Source organism: Corynebacterium tuberculostearicum (assembly GCF_013408445.1).
Taxonomy (GTDB): Bacteria; Actinomycetota; Actinomycetes; order Mycobacteriales; family Mycobacteriaceae; genus Corynebacterium; species Corynebacterium tuberculostearicum.
This window is the reverse complement of the sequence record NZ_JACBZL010000001.1, coordinates 1,763,189-1,778,800: the sequence shown is the minus strand read 5'-3', so window position 1 is coordinate 1,778,800 and position 15,612 is coordinate 1,763,189. Positions and strand designations below refer to the sequence as shown.

Here is a 15,612-nt window from a genome sequence, read left to right as displayed (position 1 = left end):
AACATTTATGTAATTTCGGGTGTACCCGGGTGTCGATTTGTTCCCAGCGGCAGAAATCACGTAATCTGGCATGGTCTATTGCAACAAAGAGTTGCGCGTGAAAGTGACTGCGTCACCTCGCACCGGCTGGGCCCGTCGGCTCGCCGTGCACCGGAGAGACTGTGATGCGTCAGGTTCATGGAATCTATTCATCAGTGGGCGTGCCGCTGCATCGCGGTGGTGTGCCTACGCACAACTTCAAGGAGAATTAACGTGGCAAAGGGTAAGCGCACGTTCCAGCCGAACAACCGTCGTCGTGCTCGCAAGCACGGCTTCCGCACCCGCATGAGCACCCGTGCAGGTCGCGCCATTGTTGCAGCTCGTCGCAAGAAGGGCCGCGCAAAGCTGACTGCATAAGTTATGCTTCCAGCCCAGCACAAGCTCACGTCGCCGACGCAATTTCGGCGCACGATGAAGGGCAGTCGCCGGGCGGGCACTCGTACGGTCGTCGTGCACGCGCGCGACAACGCAGGTACGGACAAGGCAGCCGATATCGCCGCCACTGGGCCGCGATTTGGGCTGATTGTTTCTAAAGCCGTCGGGAATGCAGTGGTTCGCCACCGCACCTCCCGGCGGCTTCGCCATGTGTGCATGACATTCATTCCCAAGCTGCCCGCCAGCGTGGACGTAGTCATCCGTGCCTTGCCCGCCAGCGCCACTGCTAGCAGTGAGCAATTAGAAAAAGATCTTGCCAAAGCACTGCGCAAGCAATGGGATATCTAAATTCCCGCGGGGAGGAAATTCCCCCAGCCAGAGGATTGGCCAAACCAATGGTCAAAGTGGTTCGTTTCTACCAAAAACATGTCTCTGGCCTTAAGATGGTATCGACCTGTCGGTTCGAGCCGACATGCAGTGCTTATGCCCTAGAGGCGCTTTCTCAACACGGCGCAATCAAGGGTACGGCGATGGCAATAGCCAGGGTCTGCAAATGCGGCCCCTGGCATCCGGGCGGATTCGATCCGGTCCCGGGTACCAACAACAATTGAGGATTAAACACTCGTGCTTAATTTCATTTACTGGCCAATTTCGGCCGTTTTGTGGTTCTGGCACTGGCTGCTGTCCCTCGTAATGGACCCTGCCTGGGGCATTACCTGGATTCTGGCCATTGTGCTGCTGACCTGGACGCTTAAGGCACTCATGGTCAAGCCGACCATTAGCCAGATTCGTTCCTCGCGCAAGATGCAGGAAATCCAGCCTAAGGTGCAGGAAATCCGCGCGAAGTACGGTAATGATCAAACCAAGGCCGCGCAGGAAATGCAGAAGGTCTACAAGGAGTCCGGCGTTCGTCCGATGGCCGGCTGCCTGCCGGTCTTCGTGCAGATTCCAATGTTCGTTGGTTTGTTCCACGTGCTGCGCTCCTTCGACCGCACCGTTGCGGTAGCCGGTGGCATCGGCCACCCCAGTGGCGACCCAATGTCCATTGAGGATAACGCCAATACCGCGAACTACATCTTCAAGCCGGACCTAGTCCAGCAGTTCTTGGATGCCAAGATCTTTGATGTTCCGCTGGTGACCAACCTGCGCTTGAACTCGCCGATTGTGGAGGGCGTAACCACCACCCAGGCAGCCGTCATCATCGTTCCGATGATCGCCATCATTGCGGTTATGACACACTTCAACGCCCGCATGAGCCTGAACCGCCAGGAAAAGCGCCGTGCTGCTGGCAAGACCCAAGCACCGCAGGGTCAAAATGCGGAAATGATGCAGCAGCAAATGGCCATGATGTCCAAGATGATGCTGTGGGTCATGCCGGCCATGCTGGTCTTCTCCGGCTTCATCTGGCCGATTGGTTTGCTGTTCTACATGATGGCCAATACGGTCTGGACCTTCTTCCAAACCCGCATCGTCTATGCCAAGATGGACCGCGAGGAAGAAGAAGAGGAAGCCGCTAAGGTAGAGGCCAAGCGCACTTCCGCGCCTAAGCCGGGTGCCCGCAAGAAGGACAACCGCACCAAGAAACAGCGCAAAAACAAATAAACACGGAGGAGAACCCCATCGTGTCCGAGATGGACCCGTCAGTAGTATTCGGCTCCCGCTTGCCCCTCGCGCAGGCTTACCATGATTCGCTCGCTACAGACGGGTCCACTCGTGGTTTTATAGGCCCCCGCGAGGTGCCACGCTTGTGGGACAGGCACATTATTAACTGTGCCGTCGTCAAGCAGGCAATCCCGGAGGGTGCCACGGTTATCGACGTCGGCTCGGGTGCCGGGCTGCCCGGCATTCCGCTGGCCATTGCGCGCCCGGACCTGCAGATCACTCTGATCGAGCCGCTGCTCAAGCGCTATAACTACCTCAACGAAGTCGTAGAAGAGCTGGGCCTAGACAACGTGACGGTCCTGCGCGGCCGTGCCGAAGAGGGACCGATTAAAAAGGCCGTGGCGGGAGCAGACGTGGTCACCTCCCGCGCCGTCGCGCCCCTGGGCAAGCTGGCGAAGTGGTCGCTGCCGCTCGTGCGCAAGGGTGGCGAGATGATCGCGCTGAAGGGTTCTTCGGTACACGAGGAACTGGAACGCGATGCCGCCGACATTAAGAAGGCCGGCGGTGGAAAGGCCGAGGTCAGCACCATCGAGGGAACCACGATCATTCGTGTCCCGCGCGTGAACTAAAGTAGACGGCATGACTAATCCGCGCCTTATCACCATTGCTAACCAGAAAGGCGGCGTAGGCAAAACCACCTCCGCCGCCAACTTGGCCGCAGCGCTAGCCACAGAGGGCAAAAAAGTGCTGGTGATCGATCTTGACCCGCAGGGAAACGCCTCCACGGCCATGGGCGCGGAACATAATTCCGGCACCGATTCCAGCTATGAGGTGCTCCTAGGAGACTGCACCGCCGAGAAGGCCATGCAGCCCTCCTCGCACAACGAGAACCTCTTCTGCATCCCCGCCACCATTGATCTGGCTGGCGCAGAGATTGAAATGGTCTCCTTGGTACGCCGTGAATTTCGGCTGTACGACGCCCTACATAATGGCTTCCTTGAAGAGCACGGCTTCGAATATGTCTTCATTGATTGCCCGCCATCGCTGGGTTTGCTCACCATTAACGCGATGACCTGCGCTGAAGAGGTCATCATCCCGATTCAATGCGAGTATTACGCCCTGGAGGGCGTGGGCCAGCTGCTGGGCAATATCTCCATGATTCGCGAGCACCTCAACGAGGATCTGCATATTTCCGCCGTGCTGCTGACCATGTATGACGCCCGCACGCGCTTGGCCGAGGACGTGGCCGATAACGTCCGCGAACAGTTCGGAGCCGTGGTGCTGGCCAATGTTATCCCGCGCTCCGTGCGCGTTTCCGAGGCACCGGGGTACGGTACTACGGTTATTGATTACGCTCCCTCGTCCACCGGTGCCCGCGCCTACCTTGCGGCCGCGCGCGAGCTTGACCGGCGTGGCGATTACCGCCCGCACCCGACCACCGGGGCGATTGGCGTGAGCCCAGAGATTTACGCGGAATTGGAAGGATAGGAACTCATGGCAGAACAGAAGCAAGGCGGCCTTGGCAAAGGCCTAGCCGCACTCATCCCGTCCGGTCCTGATGCTCCTACCCGCAAGCCGCGCTTGGGCGATTCCGCCGCGGATATTATTTTGGGTAATTCCACCCCGCAGCCGGGCCGGAAGGGTGGTGAAGGCAAGCGCGTAAAGGGTGCTCCCACCATTCAACAGGGTTCTGGCTCTAAGTCCTCCAAGAAGCGCCAGGCCACCCCGGCTCCTATCGGTGCGACCTACCGCGAGATTTCCATTGGGGATATCATCCCCAACCCGAAGCAGCCGCGCACGGTCTTCGACGAGGATGAACTCGGCGAGCTCGTCCACTCGATCCGCGAGTTTGGCCTGTTGCAGCCTGTGGTCGTTCGTCCTTCCGAGGAAGGCGGCTTTGAGCTCATCATGGGTGAGCGTCGTTGGCGCGCTTCCTCCAAGGCGGGCCTGGCCACGATTCCGGCCATCGTGCGCGATACCAAGGACGACAACCTGTTGCGCGATGCCCTGCTGGAGAACATCCACCGCGTACAGCTCAACCCCTTGGAAGAGGCGCACGCCTACCAGCAGCTGCTGGAAGAGTTCGGCGTTACCCAGAACGAGCTGGCGGACCGCATTGGCCGTTCGCGCCCACAGGTGACCAATATGTTGCGCCTGCTCAAGCTGCCGGTAGAGGTACAAAAGCGCGTAGCTGCTGGTACCTTATCTGCCGGCCACGCGCGTGCCCTATTGTCCTTGGATGACACCGAGGCCATGGAATACATTGCCAACCGCATCATCGCGGAGGGCCTGTCCGTACGCGCGACCGAGGAGGCAGTCACCCTCTACAAGCGCGATGGTAAGCCGGCCGAATCCAAGAAGAAGCAGCCGGCACCGCAGCCGCAGTACTTTACCGATTCCGCTGAGCGCCTGTCTGATCGTTTCGATACCAAGGTCACCGTGACCATGGGCAAGCGCAAGGGCAAGATGGTCGTGGAATTCGGCGACCAAGAAGATTTCGAGCGCATCATGGCGCTCATTGAGGGCCAGCACTAAACCGGGGCGATGATCCTCGAGCCGGTACGCGAAGGCACGCGCATTCACCGCCAGGCCGCGCGCAGCACCTTTTGGGAGCTGGAGGCCTCCGTGGTCGATCCCGCCTTTGAAAAGGAAGCGTGGCTGGCTACTACCCTGCTCTCCTTTGGTCAGTGCGGCTTTACCGTGGGCGAGGACGCCACCATTCTCTTTTGCTCCCGCGAGGATGCTGCCGGCGCCGCCAAGCTTCCCACCGCCCCCATTTCAAACGATGCGGAGATCATTACCTCGCTCTTCGTTAAGGCACATTTAATGGGGCGTGGCATTGAAGCAGTGCTTGTCGACGCCGCCATTATGCACCTCACCAACCGCGGCAGCACCGCCGTGGAGGCCTTTGGCTATTACGGCGATCCTGCGGCAGCGGCGGATTTCTTGGGCCATAAACCGGCCTATATTGGGCTGATGTCTTATGAGACTTTGCGCTCCGCCGGCTTTGAGGTAGCCGCTGATCACCCAGTACTCCCCCGCTTGCGGCTCGAGTTGCCGCCAGAGCACGATATGCTCAGTGCGGCAGCTGCCGAAGACCTTTTAGCCCGCGCCTTGGCCTAGATTCTAGGCCTAGGCCTGCTCGGCCTGGAGCAGCTCGGAGAACTTATAGGTGCCGGTTACGGCGGTGTCCTGCTCCATGAGGTACATGCGCTTTACGGCAATCACGATCGCCTCCGCAATGTCATCGCGGCGGGACGGGTTGGTGAGGATCTTTATGTCCTCTGGGTTGGTCAGGTAGCCCAGTACGATCTGGATGACCGGCATCTGGGTCAAGCGCAGCAGGTCCCAGGTGCGGCCGTGGTTGCCGCAGTCCAGCAGCTCAGTGCGCGCGACAATCTCGCGCTGGATGAAACCGGAAAGGGTCTCACCAATGAGTGAGGAGTTGCCGGATTCGGACCCGAAGTAGAAGGTGGCAACACCATTGGCCTTCTCATTGGGGTAGGAATCGCAGGCTAGGGAAATGACCATGTCCGCATCGAAGGCGTTAGCCAGTTCGGCGCGGGACTTGACGTCCGCATCGGAGGTCCGAGGACGGGAGATGATGGTCTCCATGCCTGCGGCAATCATGCGCCCCTCGATGCGCTGGGTGAGGTCCCACAGGATTTCCTGCTCGGAAATATCACCGAAGCGACCCTTGACCAACTGGCCGGCGTCGCCGCCGCTCAAGGCGGGATCGATGACAACGCGCTTGCCCGCCAGCTTAGGGCCGGCATTGCGGACGCGCTCACGCTCTTGGATATTGTGCGCGGAACCACCGGTAATACGGCGGCCGAGCAGTCCAAGGGCGCGGATGGTGGCCGGGCCGCACACACCATCTTCTTGCAGGCCGCAGTTGTGCTGATATTCCTTCAGGGCCGCGTGGGTATTAGTACCGAAGTGGCCGTCTACCCGCTGCTGGTAGAAGCCGAGCTCCTGCAGCTGCTGCTGGAGCTGCGAGATATCGTCACCCACCAGCTCATTCGCAGGCTCGTAGCTAAGTACGCGGCTGCCGAGCGTGTACGAGGCTTGGCGCAGTTCGCGCAGGGTGAGATCGTCGATCTCGCCCGTGGGCACGATACCGCGGGATTGCTGGAAGGCCTTGAGGACCTCAGACAAATTGGCATCAAAGCTCTTGTCGCTCTCGGAGTACTTCTGCTTCTTCCACGCAGAAAGTTCCCCCTTGAAATCTGACAAGAGGCCGAGACGGGCCAAGGTAGCGCGAGCCTCAGCTACACGCACGCTTGTATCGCCGACTCGAAGAACGCGATTCACGCCTTATACCCCTTTCACAGCCCGCTTTAGTTAGGGCCGCATTCCAGAATTTCTACACGCTTAATCTAATAGGAATTAGATTAACAGTTAAAGCTGCTTTTTCACTTGCGCCACGATGTCATCTTTAGAACGCAGACCTACAAATTCGTCTACCTTCTCGCCGTGGTTGAAAATCAGCACATTGGGGATGGACATGATCTGGAACATGGCGCCTAGGTTGCGCTCTTCATCGACGTTAACCTTGGCGACGGTGACTTGGCCGTCCAACTCCTCCGCTACCTCTTCCAGGATGGGGGAAAGCTTCTTGCACGGGCCACACCACTCGGCCCAGAAGTCGACGATGACGGGCTTATCGGACTCGATGACGTCCTTACGGAACGTATCGGTGGTTACTTTCTTGACGTTGCTCATACTGAATTAACGGTTTTCTGCGAGGAAATGTTCCGCATCAATTGCCGCACGGCAACCGGAGCCGGCCGCGGTAATTGCCTGCTGGTAGTGGTCATCCACCAAGTCACCGCAGGCGAAAACGCCTGGCAGGGAGGTCTTGGTGGTGGGTTGTTCAACTACAACATAGCCGTTGTCATTGAGCTTGACCTGATCATTGAGGAAGGAAGAGCGCGGATCATGGCCAATTGCTACGAACATGGCAGTGACGTCCAAGGTGGAAGTCTCGCCGTTGGTGACGTCCTTGAGTTTGAGTCCGCCGACCTTGCCATCGGCTTCAATAACTTCTTCGACGACCTTATTGGTCTCCCACTTGATCTTTTCGTTGGCCTGGGCGCGCTCCAGCATGATCTTGGAGGCGCGGAAGTTCTCGGAGCGGTTCACAATGGTGACAGAGTCCGCGAACTTGGTGAGGAAGGTTGCCTCCTCCATGGCAGAGTCGCCGCCGCCGATAACGGCAATATTGTGGCCCTTGAAGAAGAAGCCATCGCACGTAGCGCAGGTGGATACACCGCGGCCGGAGAGTTCTTCCTCACCGGGAACGCCGAGGTGGCGCGGGGCGGCGCCGGTGGCGAGGATAACGGTGCGGGCCTCAAAGAGCTCGTCACCTACGTGCAGCTTTTTAATTTCGCCTTCTAGCTCTACGGAGTCAACGACCTCCATGCGGAGATCCGCACCGAAGCGGATGGCCTGGGCGCGCATTTCTTCCATGAGCTCTGGGCCCATAATGCCCTTTTGGAAGCCGGGGTAGTTTTCTACCTCGGTGGTATTCATAAGCTCGCCGCCGTACTCGAAGCCCTCGAAGACAATCGGGTTGAGCTCGGCGCGTGCCGCGTACAGCGCGGCGGTGTAACCGGCAGGGCCGGAACCTACGATGGCAACATCGTGGACGGTCATTGCTAACTCCCTTAAATCAGAGTGTGGTTTCGCGTAACGCCCTGAGTCTACCCGCCACGCTGACAAACGTCGGTATTAGCAAACTCACCCCATGGCGGCGCGTAGGACTTCCCTCGCTCGGGCGCGGCGGGATTTAATGGTGCCGGGTTTTACCCCTTGGGCGGTGGCAACTTCGCCGACGCGGAACCCGGCGACGTCGGTAAGCACCAGCGCCTCGCGCTGATCCTCGCGCAGCAGCTGCATGGCTTCTCGCACCACCAGCTGCTCCGCAAGGTTTTCGGAAGGGTTATGCGCGAGCAGCGGGTTGCGATCGTCGTCGAAGTCCTCCGCATCTAAAGAAGCATTTTCCCTGTTAGAGCGGTGGTTCAAGTAGTCATAGCCAGAATTTTTCACCAGCCGGTGCAGCCAGGTCGAAAGCGCAGACTCTCGGCGATAGGAGTGCAGGTTGCAGCTGGCGCGCAGGAAGGCTTCCTGGACCACATCTTGGGCATCATGATCGTTTCTGGTGTAGCGCCGCGCCACCGTGGTCAGCCGCGTGCGGTGGCGTTCCACGATGGTGGAAAAGGCCTTATTATCCCCCTCAATAAAAGCATCAACTAGTTCTTCGTCACTGCGGTCATGGCTCAGCGTCATATGTAGATTCCCCCCGGATCAACAACTGTTATACACAGTGTGACCCGAGGGGAATTAGGGCGCGAGCGCTAGGCAGTACAGTCTATTGACCAGCCCGTACGCGCAGGGTGCGCCGCAGGTTATCGCGGCATTCCAACAGGATGCGGCGCAGCGCTCCTGGCAGCTCCCGGTGCAGTAGGCGCGTGGTGGCGGCATCGGCCATCGGCAATTCTGGGTAGAAGCCACGGATGAGGCGGTTAGCAATCTCAATCGGGTGCGCGGCCCAGATATCTTCCACGCGGGAGAAAAACTCCTCCGCAAAGGCCTCCTGCAGGCTAGCTGAGCGCGGGGCATTGAATCCGGCGACCAGTGTGTCGACCTCGGCATTGGAATATGCGCCGGGCGTGAGCGCCTTATCGAACGCGGAGCGCTTGGTCTCCGGCGTGGGGAAGGCGTGGCTGGCGCCGAGGAATTCGGTAGCGCCGGTTAGCGTATTATCGCGCTGCTTTTCCTCTTCGAGCTCGGTCAAAGTTACGGCGTCGCGGGCGGCGAGGGCGCGCAAGATCGACCAGCGGATTTCGGGGTCCACGCGAAGGCCGGCAATGCCACCGGAGAGCAGGGCCTTAAGGCGCGCGGTACCTGATTCCTCCGGCGTTGCGGCGAGTGCGCGGATGGCGGCGCGAGCGAGCACAAGTTGGGTGTCCGAGGCTGGTTCGGCCTCGTCCAGGTGGCCCCAGATCGCCTCGGCATAGTCGGTGCGGACCTGCTCGCGGTCGGCGTCTGCAACATAGTGGGCAATCGCAAAGTTGGCATTGGCGCAGGCAGCAGCCAGCAGCGTCGTGTTGGTCTCGTAGGCTTCGTGCTTGACGACGACCCCCACATAGTCAATCGCCGACATTTCCCCATCGCGGGTGAGGTTCCACAGGGCGGTCCAGATTACCGCGCGGGTCAATTCATCCTCGATGTCGGTCAGGCGCTCACTCGCTGTGTCTAGGGAGGCCTCGTCGAAGCGGATCTTGGCGTAGGTATGGTCGGCGTCGTTAAGCAGCAGCAATGCCGGGGCCGGAAGACCGGCCGCTTCATCGATGATGGTGCGGGTGGTGCCATCGCCGGCGGGGAGATCGATGTCGATCTCGCGGTACTTGTGCAGGGATGCATCAAAGAGCGAAGCGGTCAGGCGGTGCGGTCGGGTGACGTCCTCGGCGTCTGCACTGATGGCCAGCTCCGCAATTTTCTCGCCTTCGGTGTGCAACTCCGGGGTGAGGGTATCCGGGCCCCAGGTGCGCAGCCAGGCTTGGGACCAAGCATCAAGATCGCGGTCCGTGTGCTTCTTGAGCGCCTGCAGGAGGTCATCAAAGGTGGCGGCGGCAAAGGCGTGTTCCTGGAAGTAGTCGCGCGCACCGGCGTAGAAATTATCGCGGCCGACGTAGTGCACCAGCTGTTTGAGCACCGCCGCTCCCTTGGCATAGGTGATGCCATCGAAGTTCTGGCGTGCGGCATCCACGTCCGGGATCTCCGCCTTGATGGGGTGCGTGGTGGGCAGCTGATCCTGCAGGTAGGCCCAATTCTTGCGGGCGCCGGCAAAATTGGCCCAGGCCTCGGTGTAGTCGGTGCCGTGGACGGAAGAATCCGCGCCCATAAATTCCGCGAAGGACTCTTTGAGCCACAGGTCATCCCACCACTGCGGAGTGACCAGATCGCCGAACCACATATGGGACATCTCGTGCAGGATGGTATTTGCACGGCCGGCATGCTGCGCGCGGGTAGCGCGGGAGCGGAAGATGTAGTTCTCCGTAAACGTCACCAGGCCGGGATTTTCCATCGCGCCGAGGTTGTATTCGGGTACGAAGATGGAATCGTACTTGCCCCACGGATAGGGATAGCCAAAGTTCTGGTGGAAAAAGTCCATGCCTTGGGCGGTAAGTCCTAGGATTTCGTCGTCTAGGTGCTCAAACATGGATGCGCGCGCAAAGGCGCGCAGCTGTGCCGAGTGGCTGCCATCCGGGGCGGTCCAGGTGCGCTCTTGGTACTGGTAGGGGCCAGCGGCGAAAGAAGTCAGGTACGTCGACAGTGGCGGGGTCGGCGCGAAGGTAACGGTGGCGAGATCGCCCTCCTCGCTGCGTTCGACTTCCGGTTGGTTGGAAAGGATCTGCCACTTTTTCGGTGCGGTCATGCGCACGTGGAAGACGGCCTTGAGGTCCGGCTGCTCCAGGCAGGGGAAGATGCGGCGGGCGTCGGAAGGCTCGAGGTGTGAATACAGGTAGGTCGCGTCATCGGCCTGATCGTGCATGCGGTGCAGGCCCTGGCCGGTGCGTGAATAGCGCGAGTGGCCGGTGACCTCGATGGCGAGCTCCTCCCCTACCGGCAGGCCGTGCAATCGGATGATGCTGCCATCAAAATCCACCTCCTGCGGGGTGCCATTGATCTTGACCTCCGCGACGGATTCGCCCAGGTAATCAAGGAAAAGCTCGGGTTCGCTGCTGCTGAGCTCGAGGCGGGTAGTCACGCGGTAGGTGGGGCTGTCGAGTACCTCTGAGAGGTCAAGGTGGAGGTGATAGGCGCGCAGGTCCACCGCCGCTGCGCGTTCTTGGAGCAACTCGTGCTGCGTCTTAGTTTGTGGTGCGGTCATACTTAGGAACTATAGTTACCGCCGTCACGTAGGGTGCGGGGTTGGGGTCTAAGTTCCGCTGCCTTTTAGAGGCAAACTACCCAGCGGGTATTGGGACCTCGCTGTGGACCAGTTGGATTAGTTTTTGCCGTCTCACAGAGAGTGTCTGATGGTTTGTGTGTGGGTTTCCAACCTGCATAAGGAGATAAGCCAGAATGACTACTGTGACAAGACGAGATCCGGCCGATAAGGCCAAGATTGACGCGATTGAAAAGAAGCTGCTTGCTAACCCCGAAATCGCGAAACTGATTGATGACCTAGGCACATCGACAACGGATGCCAACGACCTAGTTCGGGGCATGCTGCAAGCCTCAATCACCAGAGGTTTGAATGCTGAAATGGATGCCCACCTGGGCTACGAGTCCGGCGACAGGAGCGGCAAAGCTGCAGCTGGGACAGACAATCACCGCAACGGGTCGTACACAAAGACCGTGGATTCGAACTACGGGCCGGTAACCGTTGATGTCCCTAGGGATCGGGCGGGAACATTCTTGCCGACTATGGTCCCTAAAGGCTCGAGGCGATTGACTGACGTTGATGACATGATTGTCAGCTTGTACGCCGGTGGAATGACCATTAGGGATATCCAGCACCACATGGCAACTGCGATGCGGGTTGATATCTCTCATGAGACGATTTCTGCGGTTACTGACGCCGTCTTGGATGAGGTCATGGTCTGGCAAAACCGCCAGCTAGACGAGTTCTACCCGGTCATTTTCCTGGACGCACTACGCATTAAAGTCCGCGATGGAGGCCGAGTTGTCAACAAGTCCGCGTACATGGCAATCGGCGTGGACCTCGACGGGATCAAGCACATTTTGGGATTGTGGATTGCCAAGGAAGAAGGTGCATCCTTTTGGGCGCAAGTGTGCGCCAACCTTTCCAATCGTGGCGTCAAAGACGTCTTTATCGTCTGCTGTGACGGGCTGAAAGGCCTACCAGAAGCAGTAGAGGCAACCTGGCCGAACTCTATGGTGCAAACCTGTATCGTGCACCTGATACGTGCCGCGAACCGGTGGGTGGCCTACGGTGATCGCCGGGCTGTATCCGCCGCGTTGAAGAAGGTCTACACCGCCGCAGACGAGTCCACAGCCAAGGCAGCTTTAGCCGAATTCGAGGCTTCCGAGTTGGGTGAGAAGTATCCACGCTCAGTCAAGGTCTGGCAGGACGCATGGGGGCGGTTTGTCCCGTTTCTGCAGTTCCCGCCAGCAGCGAGAAAGGTCATCTATACGACGAACTCCATTGAATCGTTTAATAATGAGCTGCGTAAAGCTACCCGCAACAGGGTGCAGTTCACCAATGATGAATCCGCGCTGAAGACGCTGTGGTTGATGATCTGCAACATTGAAGATAAACGAGCGGCAAAGAGGGCAAAGGAGGGCAAACGGGTCTCCGCGACAGCCGGCAGACTCATGGAAGGAGCCCGAGTTTCCGGTTGGAAACAAGCCATCAACCAAATGGCCGTGGCCTACCCCGACCGCTTCGACAAATACCTATAAACCCAGCCCCACACACAAACAACTTGACGCTGATAATGGGAATACAGGATCGGAACCACGTGGAATGACCCACTTCTTGACTGGCCATGATCTCCTCATGTGCCTTCAGCGTGATCTGTCTTCCATGTTAGTTCCGACCCTGTACCGCAATCTGGTGAATCCGCCCATGACCTTATAGGAGCGTGACGTCTCCACCGTGACCACCCCGGCAGGTGTCTAGTGTAGTCGTCCCATCAGCGTCTTGTCTGCCCGGAAACCCCGGATCGCGGGTCACCCGCACGTTTGCTCACAGACAGGACCTGATCCCCAATGTCTACCACTTTCGACTGCCCCACCGGCCCCGTTGCCGGAATCGACACCCACACCGATACCCACACTGTTGCCGTTATTTCGGACACCGGCCGGCACATCGCCACCGACACCTTCCCCGCCACCAACCCTGGCTACGTGGCGATTTCAGAGTTCATGGCAACCTACGGTGTCACCACCGTCGGTGTGGAAGGAACCAGCTCCTATGGAGCAGGCCTGACACGCCACCTTCGCACCCAGAAATACTCAGTCGTAGAAGTCTTACGCCCTACCCGGGCCGTTCGACGCCGGGACGGCAAATCAGACCCCGTTGATGCTGTCGCTGCCGCCCGCCAGGTGCTCACCGGGGAAGCCTTAAGCATCCCGAAAGACACTTCCGGGCCAGTGGAATCCCTCCGTGGGTTGCAGATCACCCGCCGTCAGCTCGTGATGACAGCAGCGAAACTGATGACAACGATCAAATCGTTGCTGGTCACAGCACCCGATGAGATTCGACGCCGCTATAGTGCGATGTCCACATTGGTCATGGTGGAGGCCTTGTCCCGGTGCCGACCATCAGCTGACCTGGCCGACCCCAGAAATGGGGTGCTCCTCGCGTTGAAGACATTAGCCACCACCTATCGTGATTTACAGAAACAGGGTACGCAGCTGGAAAAACACATCAGTATCCTGGTTGAGATGATCAATCCGCATGTGACCTCGATATTTGGGTGTGGTTCCGTGGTGGCTGCTGATCTGATTGTCAGTGTGGGGGATAATCCAGGCCGGATTCACTCCGAGGCAGCATTAGCTCATCTGTGCGGGGCCGCACCGATTCCGGCTAGTTCTGGACGGACTCATCGGCACCGTCTCAACCGGGGTGGTGATCGTCGGGCGAATTCTGCGTTGCATCGGATCGCGTTGGTGCGGATGCATCATGACCAACGCACCAGGGACTACGTAGCCAAACGCACCAAGGAAGGATTGTCGAAAAAGGAGATCTTACGGTGTCTGAAACGCGCCATTGTCAGGGAGGTCTACCGGGTGTTGTGCTTGGGTCAGGCCGTTCTTCCAACGGGCCAGGTAGAGGTTGATGAACTCAAAGCTCGACGGATCGAGAGGCAGTTATCGCAAGCCCAGGTTGCTGAAAAACTCGGGTGTGCCCCGGCGAGAATCAGTGATATCGAAACCGGCAAGCGCCCTTTGCCGGAGTTGAGGTTGGCTTATGAAGAACTTCTCAAATCAGCTTGACACAACATAGGAGCATCACGCTCGTCTCACACTCTTCAAGTGGCGCAAGATGTCAGTGACCATCAGCAAGCGTCACACCACACTGAGGGATGCAAGCTATGGAAACCGTCAGACGATAACACCACACTCACCACTTTCTGTAAACATAAGGCCTAGACCCCACTAGACGCGTGTAAAACAATGCTAGGAACGGCCCTATTTACAGGAAACATTCTGCTCCAAAGCGGCGTAACAATAGGGTGTACCTTTTAGCCATAGTGGAGACTCATGCAATTTAACTAAAGTTATGCAGCGTAGTGAAATACGGAGTGTGAATTATGGCGGAGGCGTGGAGTTCAGAAATTCTTTACCAGGAGATACGCCACTTGCTAAAGAGGTATTTTCCCTCGGAAAATGGTGTGTCTCCTGATGATGTCGAAGTACGAGCTACCTGGAAAACGTCCAAGTACGCATATTGCGTATTTTCAGTTAAATCCGCGCAAGGACTTGCATATGTTGGCATGGAATTTGCGCTGATTCCAAGACATACTCTTGAATCGGGTGAAAGCTACTCATCAGAGGGGAGAACCGCTGTTACGGGGTGGGGAGATCAGTTGGCAGGAAATGTTGTTGCCCCGTATTTAGATTACGGTTCCGACGATAAGATTGAATGGATTGGTGGCGAGAGAGACTACGATCCGAAGCATTTTGCGGAACTAGAAAAAATGAAAAGCGAAGGGGCAGATATTTATCTACCCCTAGCCACTCACGACTAGTCAGCCAGACTAGCCCCTTCGTCTTTTAGTCGATATTGTGTTCCAAGTTAAACCATTGAGGAACTACGTCGCTGTCATCGTTTGGTTCATTTCGCCCAATCGATGAAAATCATTAGCACAAATAAAAGTGACCTTAACTAACTGCTCTAGCTAAGGTCACTTTTCTCGCATCACCATTTTACGATTTAATTACGCTCAAACCGTAAACGGACGTCCGTAGTCAATGTACTCATTACTCTTTTCCTGGAATGGAGCTAAAAGGTAGCGGCTTTTCCATGGGCAAGGAACTCTCCACAGATAGTAATCATTACCTACGTATCCGTCTTCCCGTAGCACTCCTTCTGTCTCAGGTTGGGGGCGTACAACTCCATTAAACTTTTCGGGGATAAGGGCTCTACGACCTACTGGATCTGTCCACTGGAAATCATGTTCCCATCCTTCGTCAAAATCACACCCATCGAAATAAACTAATACCTCACTCGGCGAACTGAGAGAATGGGGAGGGTTCTCTATCCGAATTTCCTCGTACCAGATGTCATGGTCTACTTTTTTGCCTTCTTCAATCCACTCGAGAATCTCTTGCTCATCAAAACTGGCACCTGCAAGAACCTGGATTGCTGCATCAGGATCGGATAGAAAGAAGCGTTTGACGTAGGCGAGATAAATATTAGATATTTGCATTAACCGAGTCCTATCTTTTAAAGGTTGCCAGGAATCTTACATTTAACGCGAGCCGGATTACTATAAGCCTTCGCATAATAGGTTCCCGTTGAGGTAACAATTGTTCCTTCAGTTACCCCGATAAATGAGGTTTCGACGTCTCCAATGCAATCTTGTTCCACTTTACGCGAGCTGTACTCATGTG

At 57.5% G+C, this 15,612-nt stretch carries 17 protein-coding genes; 11 read left to right on the top strand and 6 right to left on the bottom strand.

Annotated features, from left to right (window positions below; genetic code table 11):
- The first annotated feature begins 252 nt into the window (after positions 1-252).
- The 8 genes from rpmH to BJ985_RS08275 are packed head-to-tail and all read left to right on the top strand — an operon-like array spanning position 253 to position 5,139.
- Positions 253-396, top strand: a complete 144-nt coding sequence (rpmH, locus tag BJ985_RS08310) for a 50S ribosomal protein L34 (protein WP_003847033.1) — start codon at positions 253-255, stop codon at positions 394-396.
- Between the two features lie 3 nt (positions 397-399).
- Entirely contained in the window at positions 400-762 is a 363-nt protein-coding gene (gene rnpA / locus BJ985_RS08305; RefSeq protein ID WP_005326013.1) for a ribonuclease P protein component, read from the top strand.
- Between the two features lie 47 nt (positions 763-809).
- Positions 810-1,025, top strand: coding sequence for a membrane protein insertion efficiency factor YidD (gene yidD, locus BJ985_RS08300; protein ID WP_005326014.1), 216 nt, complete (start codon positions 810-812; stop codon positions 1,023-1,025).
- Positions 1,026-1,038: 13 nt separating this feature from the next.
- Positions 1,039-2,016, top strand: coding sequence for a membrane protein insertase YidC (gene yidC, locus BJ985_RS08295; protein ID WP_179387172.1), 978 nt, complete (start codon positions 1,039-1,041; stop codon positions 2,014-2,016).
- A gap of 29 nt (positions 2,017-2,045) precedes the next feature.
- Positions 2,046-2,645, top strand: a complete 600-nt coding sequence (gene rsmG, locus BJ985_RS08290) for a 16S rRNA (guanine(527)-N(7))-methyltransferase RsmG (RefSeq protein WP_040425466.1) — start codon at positions 2,046-2,048, stop codon at positions 2,643-2,645.
- Between the two features lie 10 nt (positions 2,646-2,655).
- Positions 2,656-3,504: a ParA family protein gene (locus tag BJ985_RS08285; protein ID WP_005326017.1), complete on the top strand. Its 849-nt coding sequence runs from the start codon at positions 2,656-2,658 to the stop codon at positions 3,502-3,504.
- A gap of 6 nt (positions 3,505-3,510) precedes the next feature.
- Complete coding sequence (locus tag BJ985_RS08280) at positions 3,511-4,551, top strand: ParB/RepB/Spo0J family partition protein (RefSeq protein WP_005326890.1); 1,041 nt, start codon at positions 3,511-3,513, stop codon at positions 4,549-4,551.
- Between the two features lie 9 nt (positions 4,552-4,560).
- Positions 4,561-5,139, top strand: coding sequence for a 2-methylaconitate cis-trans isomerase PrpF family protein (locus BJ985_RS08275; RefSeq protein ID WP_179387171.1), 579 nt, complete (start codon positions 4,561-4,563; stop codon positions 5,137-5,139).
- Between the two features lie 9 nt (positions 5,140-5,148).
- Here BJ985_RS08275 and BJ985_RS08270 read toward each other — a convergent pair whose 3' ends face one another.
- The 5 genes from BJ985_RS08270 to pepN form a co-directional block, all read right to left on the bottom strand.
- Entirely contained in the window at positions 5,149-6,330 is a 1,182-nt protein-coding gene (locus BJ985_RS08270; protein ID WP_040425444.1) for an N-acetylmuramoyl-L-alanine amidase, read from the bottom strand.
- Between the two features lie 87 nt (positions 6,331-6,417).
- On the bottom strand, positions 6,418-6,741 hold the full coding sequence (gene trxA, locus BJ985_RS08265; protein ID WP_005326021.1) for a thioredoxin: 324 nt from the start codon (positions 6,739-6,741) through the stop codon (positions 6,418-6,420).
- Positions 6,742-6,747: 6 nt separating this feature from the next.
- Positions 6,748-7,674: a thioredoxin-disulfide reductase gene (gene trxB, locus BJ985_RS08260; RefSeq protein WP_179387170.1), complete on the bottom strand. Its 927-nt coding sequence runs from the start codon at positions 7,672-7,674 to the stop codon at positions 6,748-6,750.
- Between the two features lie 84 nt (positions 7,675-7,758).
- Positions 7,759-8,307, bottom strand: a complete 549-nt coding sequence (locus BJ985_RS08255; RefSeq protein WP_005326023.1) for an RNA polymerase sigma factor — start codon at positions 8,305-8,307, stop codon at positions 7,759-7,761.
- Between the two features lie 82 nt (positions 8,308-8,389).
- Positions 8,390-10,915 (bottom strand): aminopeptidase N, encoded by a 2,526-nt coding sequence (gene pepN / locus BJ985_RS08250; protein ID WP_179387169.1) that lies wholly within the window; start codon positions 10,913-10,915, stop codon positions 8,390-8,392.
- Between the two features lie 194 nt (positions 10,916-11,109).
- Here pepN and BJ985_RS08245 point away from each other — a divergent pair, with 194 nt between their 5' ends.
- The 3 genes from BJ985_RS08245 (at position 11,110) to BJ985_RS08235 (ending at position 14,747) form a co-directional block, all read left to right on the top strand.
- Complete coding sequence (locus BJ985_RS08245; RefSeq protein ID WP_179386209.1) at positions 11,110-12,453, top strand: IS256 family transposase; 1,344 nt, start codon at positions 11,110-11,112, stop codon at positions 12,451-12,453.
- A 309-nt stretch (positions 12,454-12,762) separates the two neighbouring features.
- Positions 12,763-13,992 carry an IS110 family RNA-guided transposase gene (locus BJ985_RS08240; protein WP_005324630.1) on the top strand — a complete coding sequence of 410 codons (1,230 nt, stop codon included), beginning with the start codon at positions 12,763-12,765 and terminating at the stop codon, positions 13,990-13,992.
- 317 nt (positions 13,993-14,309) lie between these two features.
- Positions 14,310-14,747, top strand: coding sequence for a hypothetical protein (locus BJ985_RS08235; RefSeq protein WP_179387168.1), 438 nt, complete (start codon positions 14,310-14,312; stop codon positions 14,745-14,747).
- Between the two features lie 195 nt (positions 14,748-14,942).
- Here the strand turns inward: BJ985_RS08235 and BJ985_RS11770 are convergent, their stop codons facing one another.
- Positions 14,943-15,428 (bottom strand): hypothetical protein, encoded by a 486-nt coding sequence (locus BJ985_RS11770; RefSeq protein ID WP_236587133.1) that lies wholly within the window; start codon positions 15,426-15,428, stop codon positions 14,943-14,945.
- Positions 15,429-15,612: the final 184 nt, after the last annotated feature.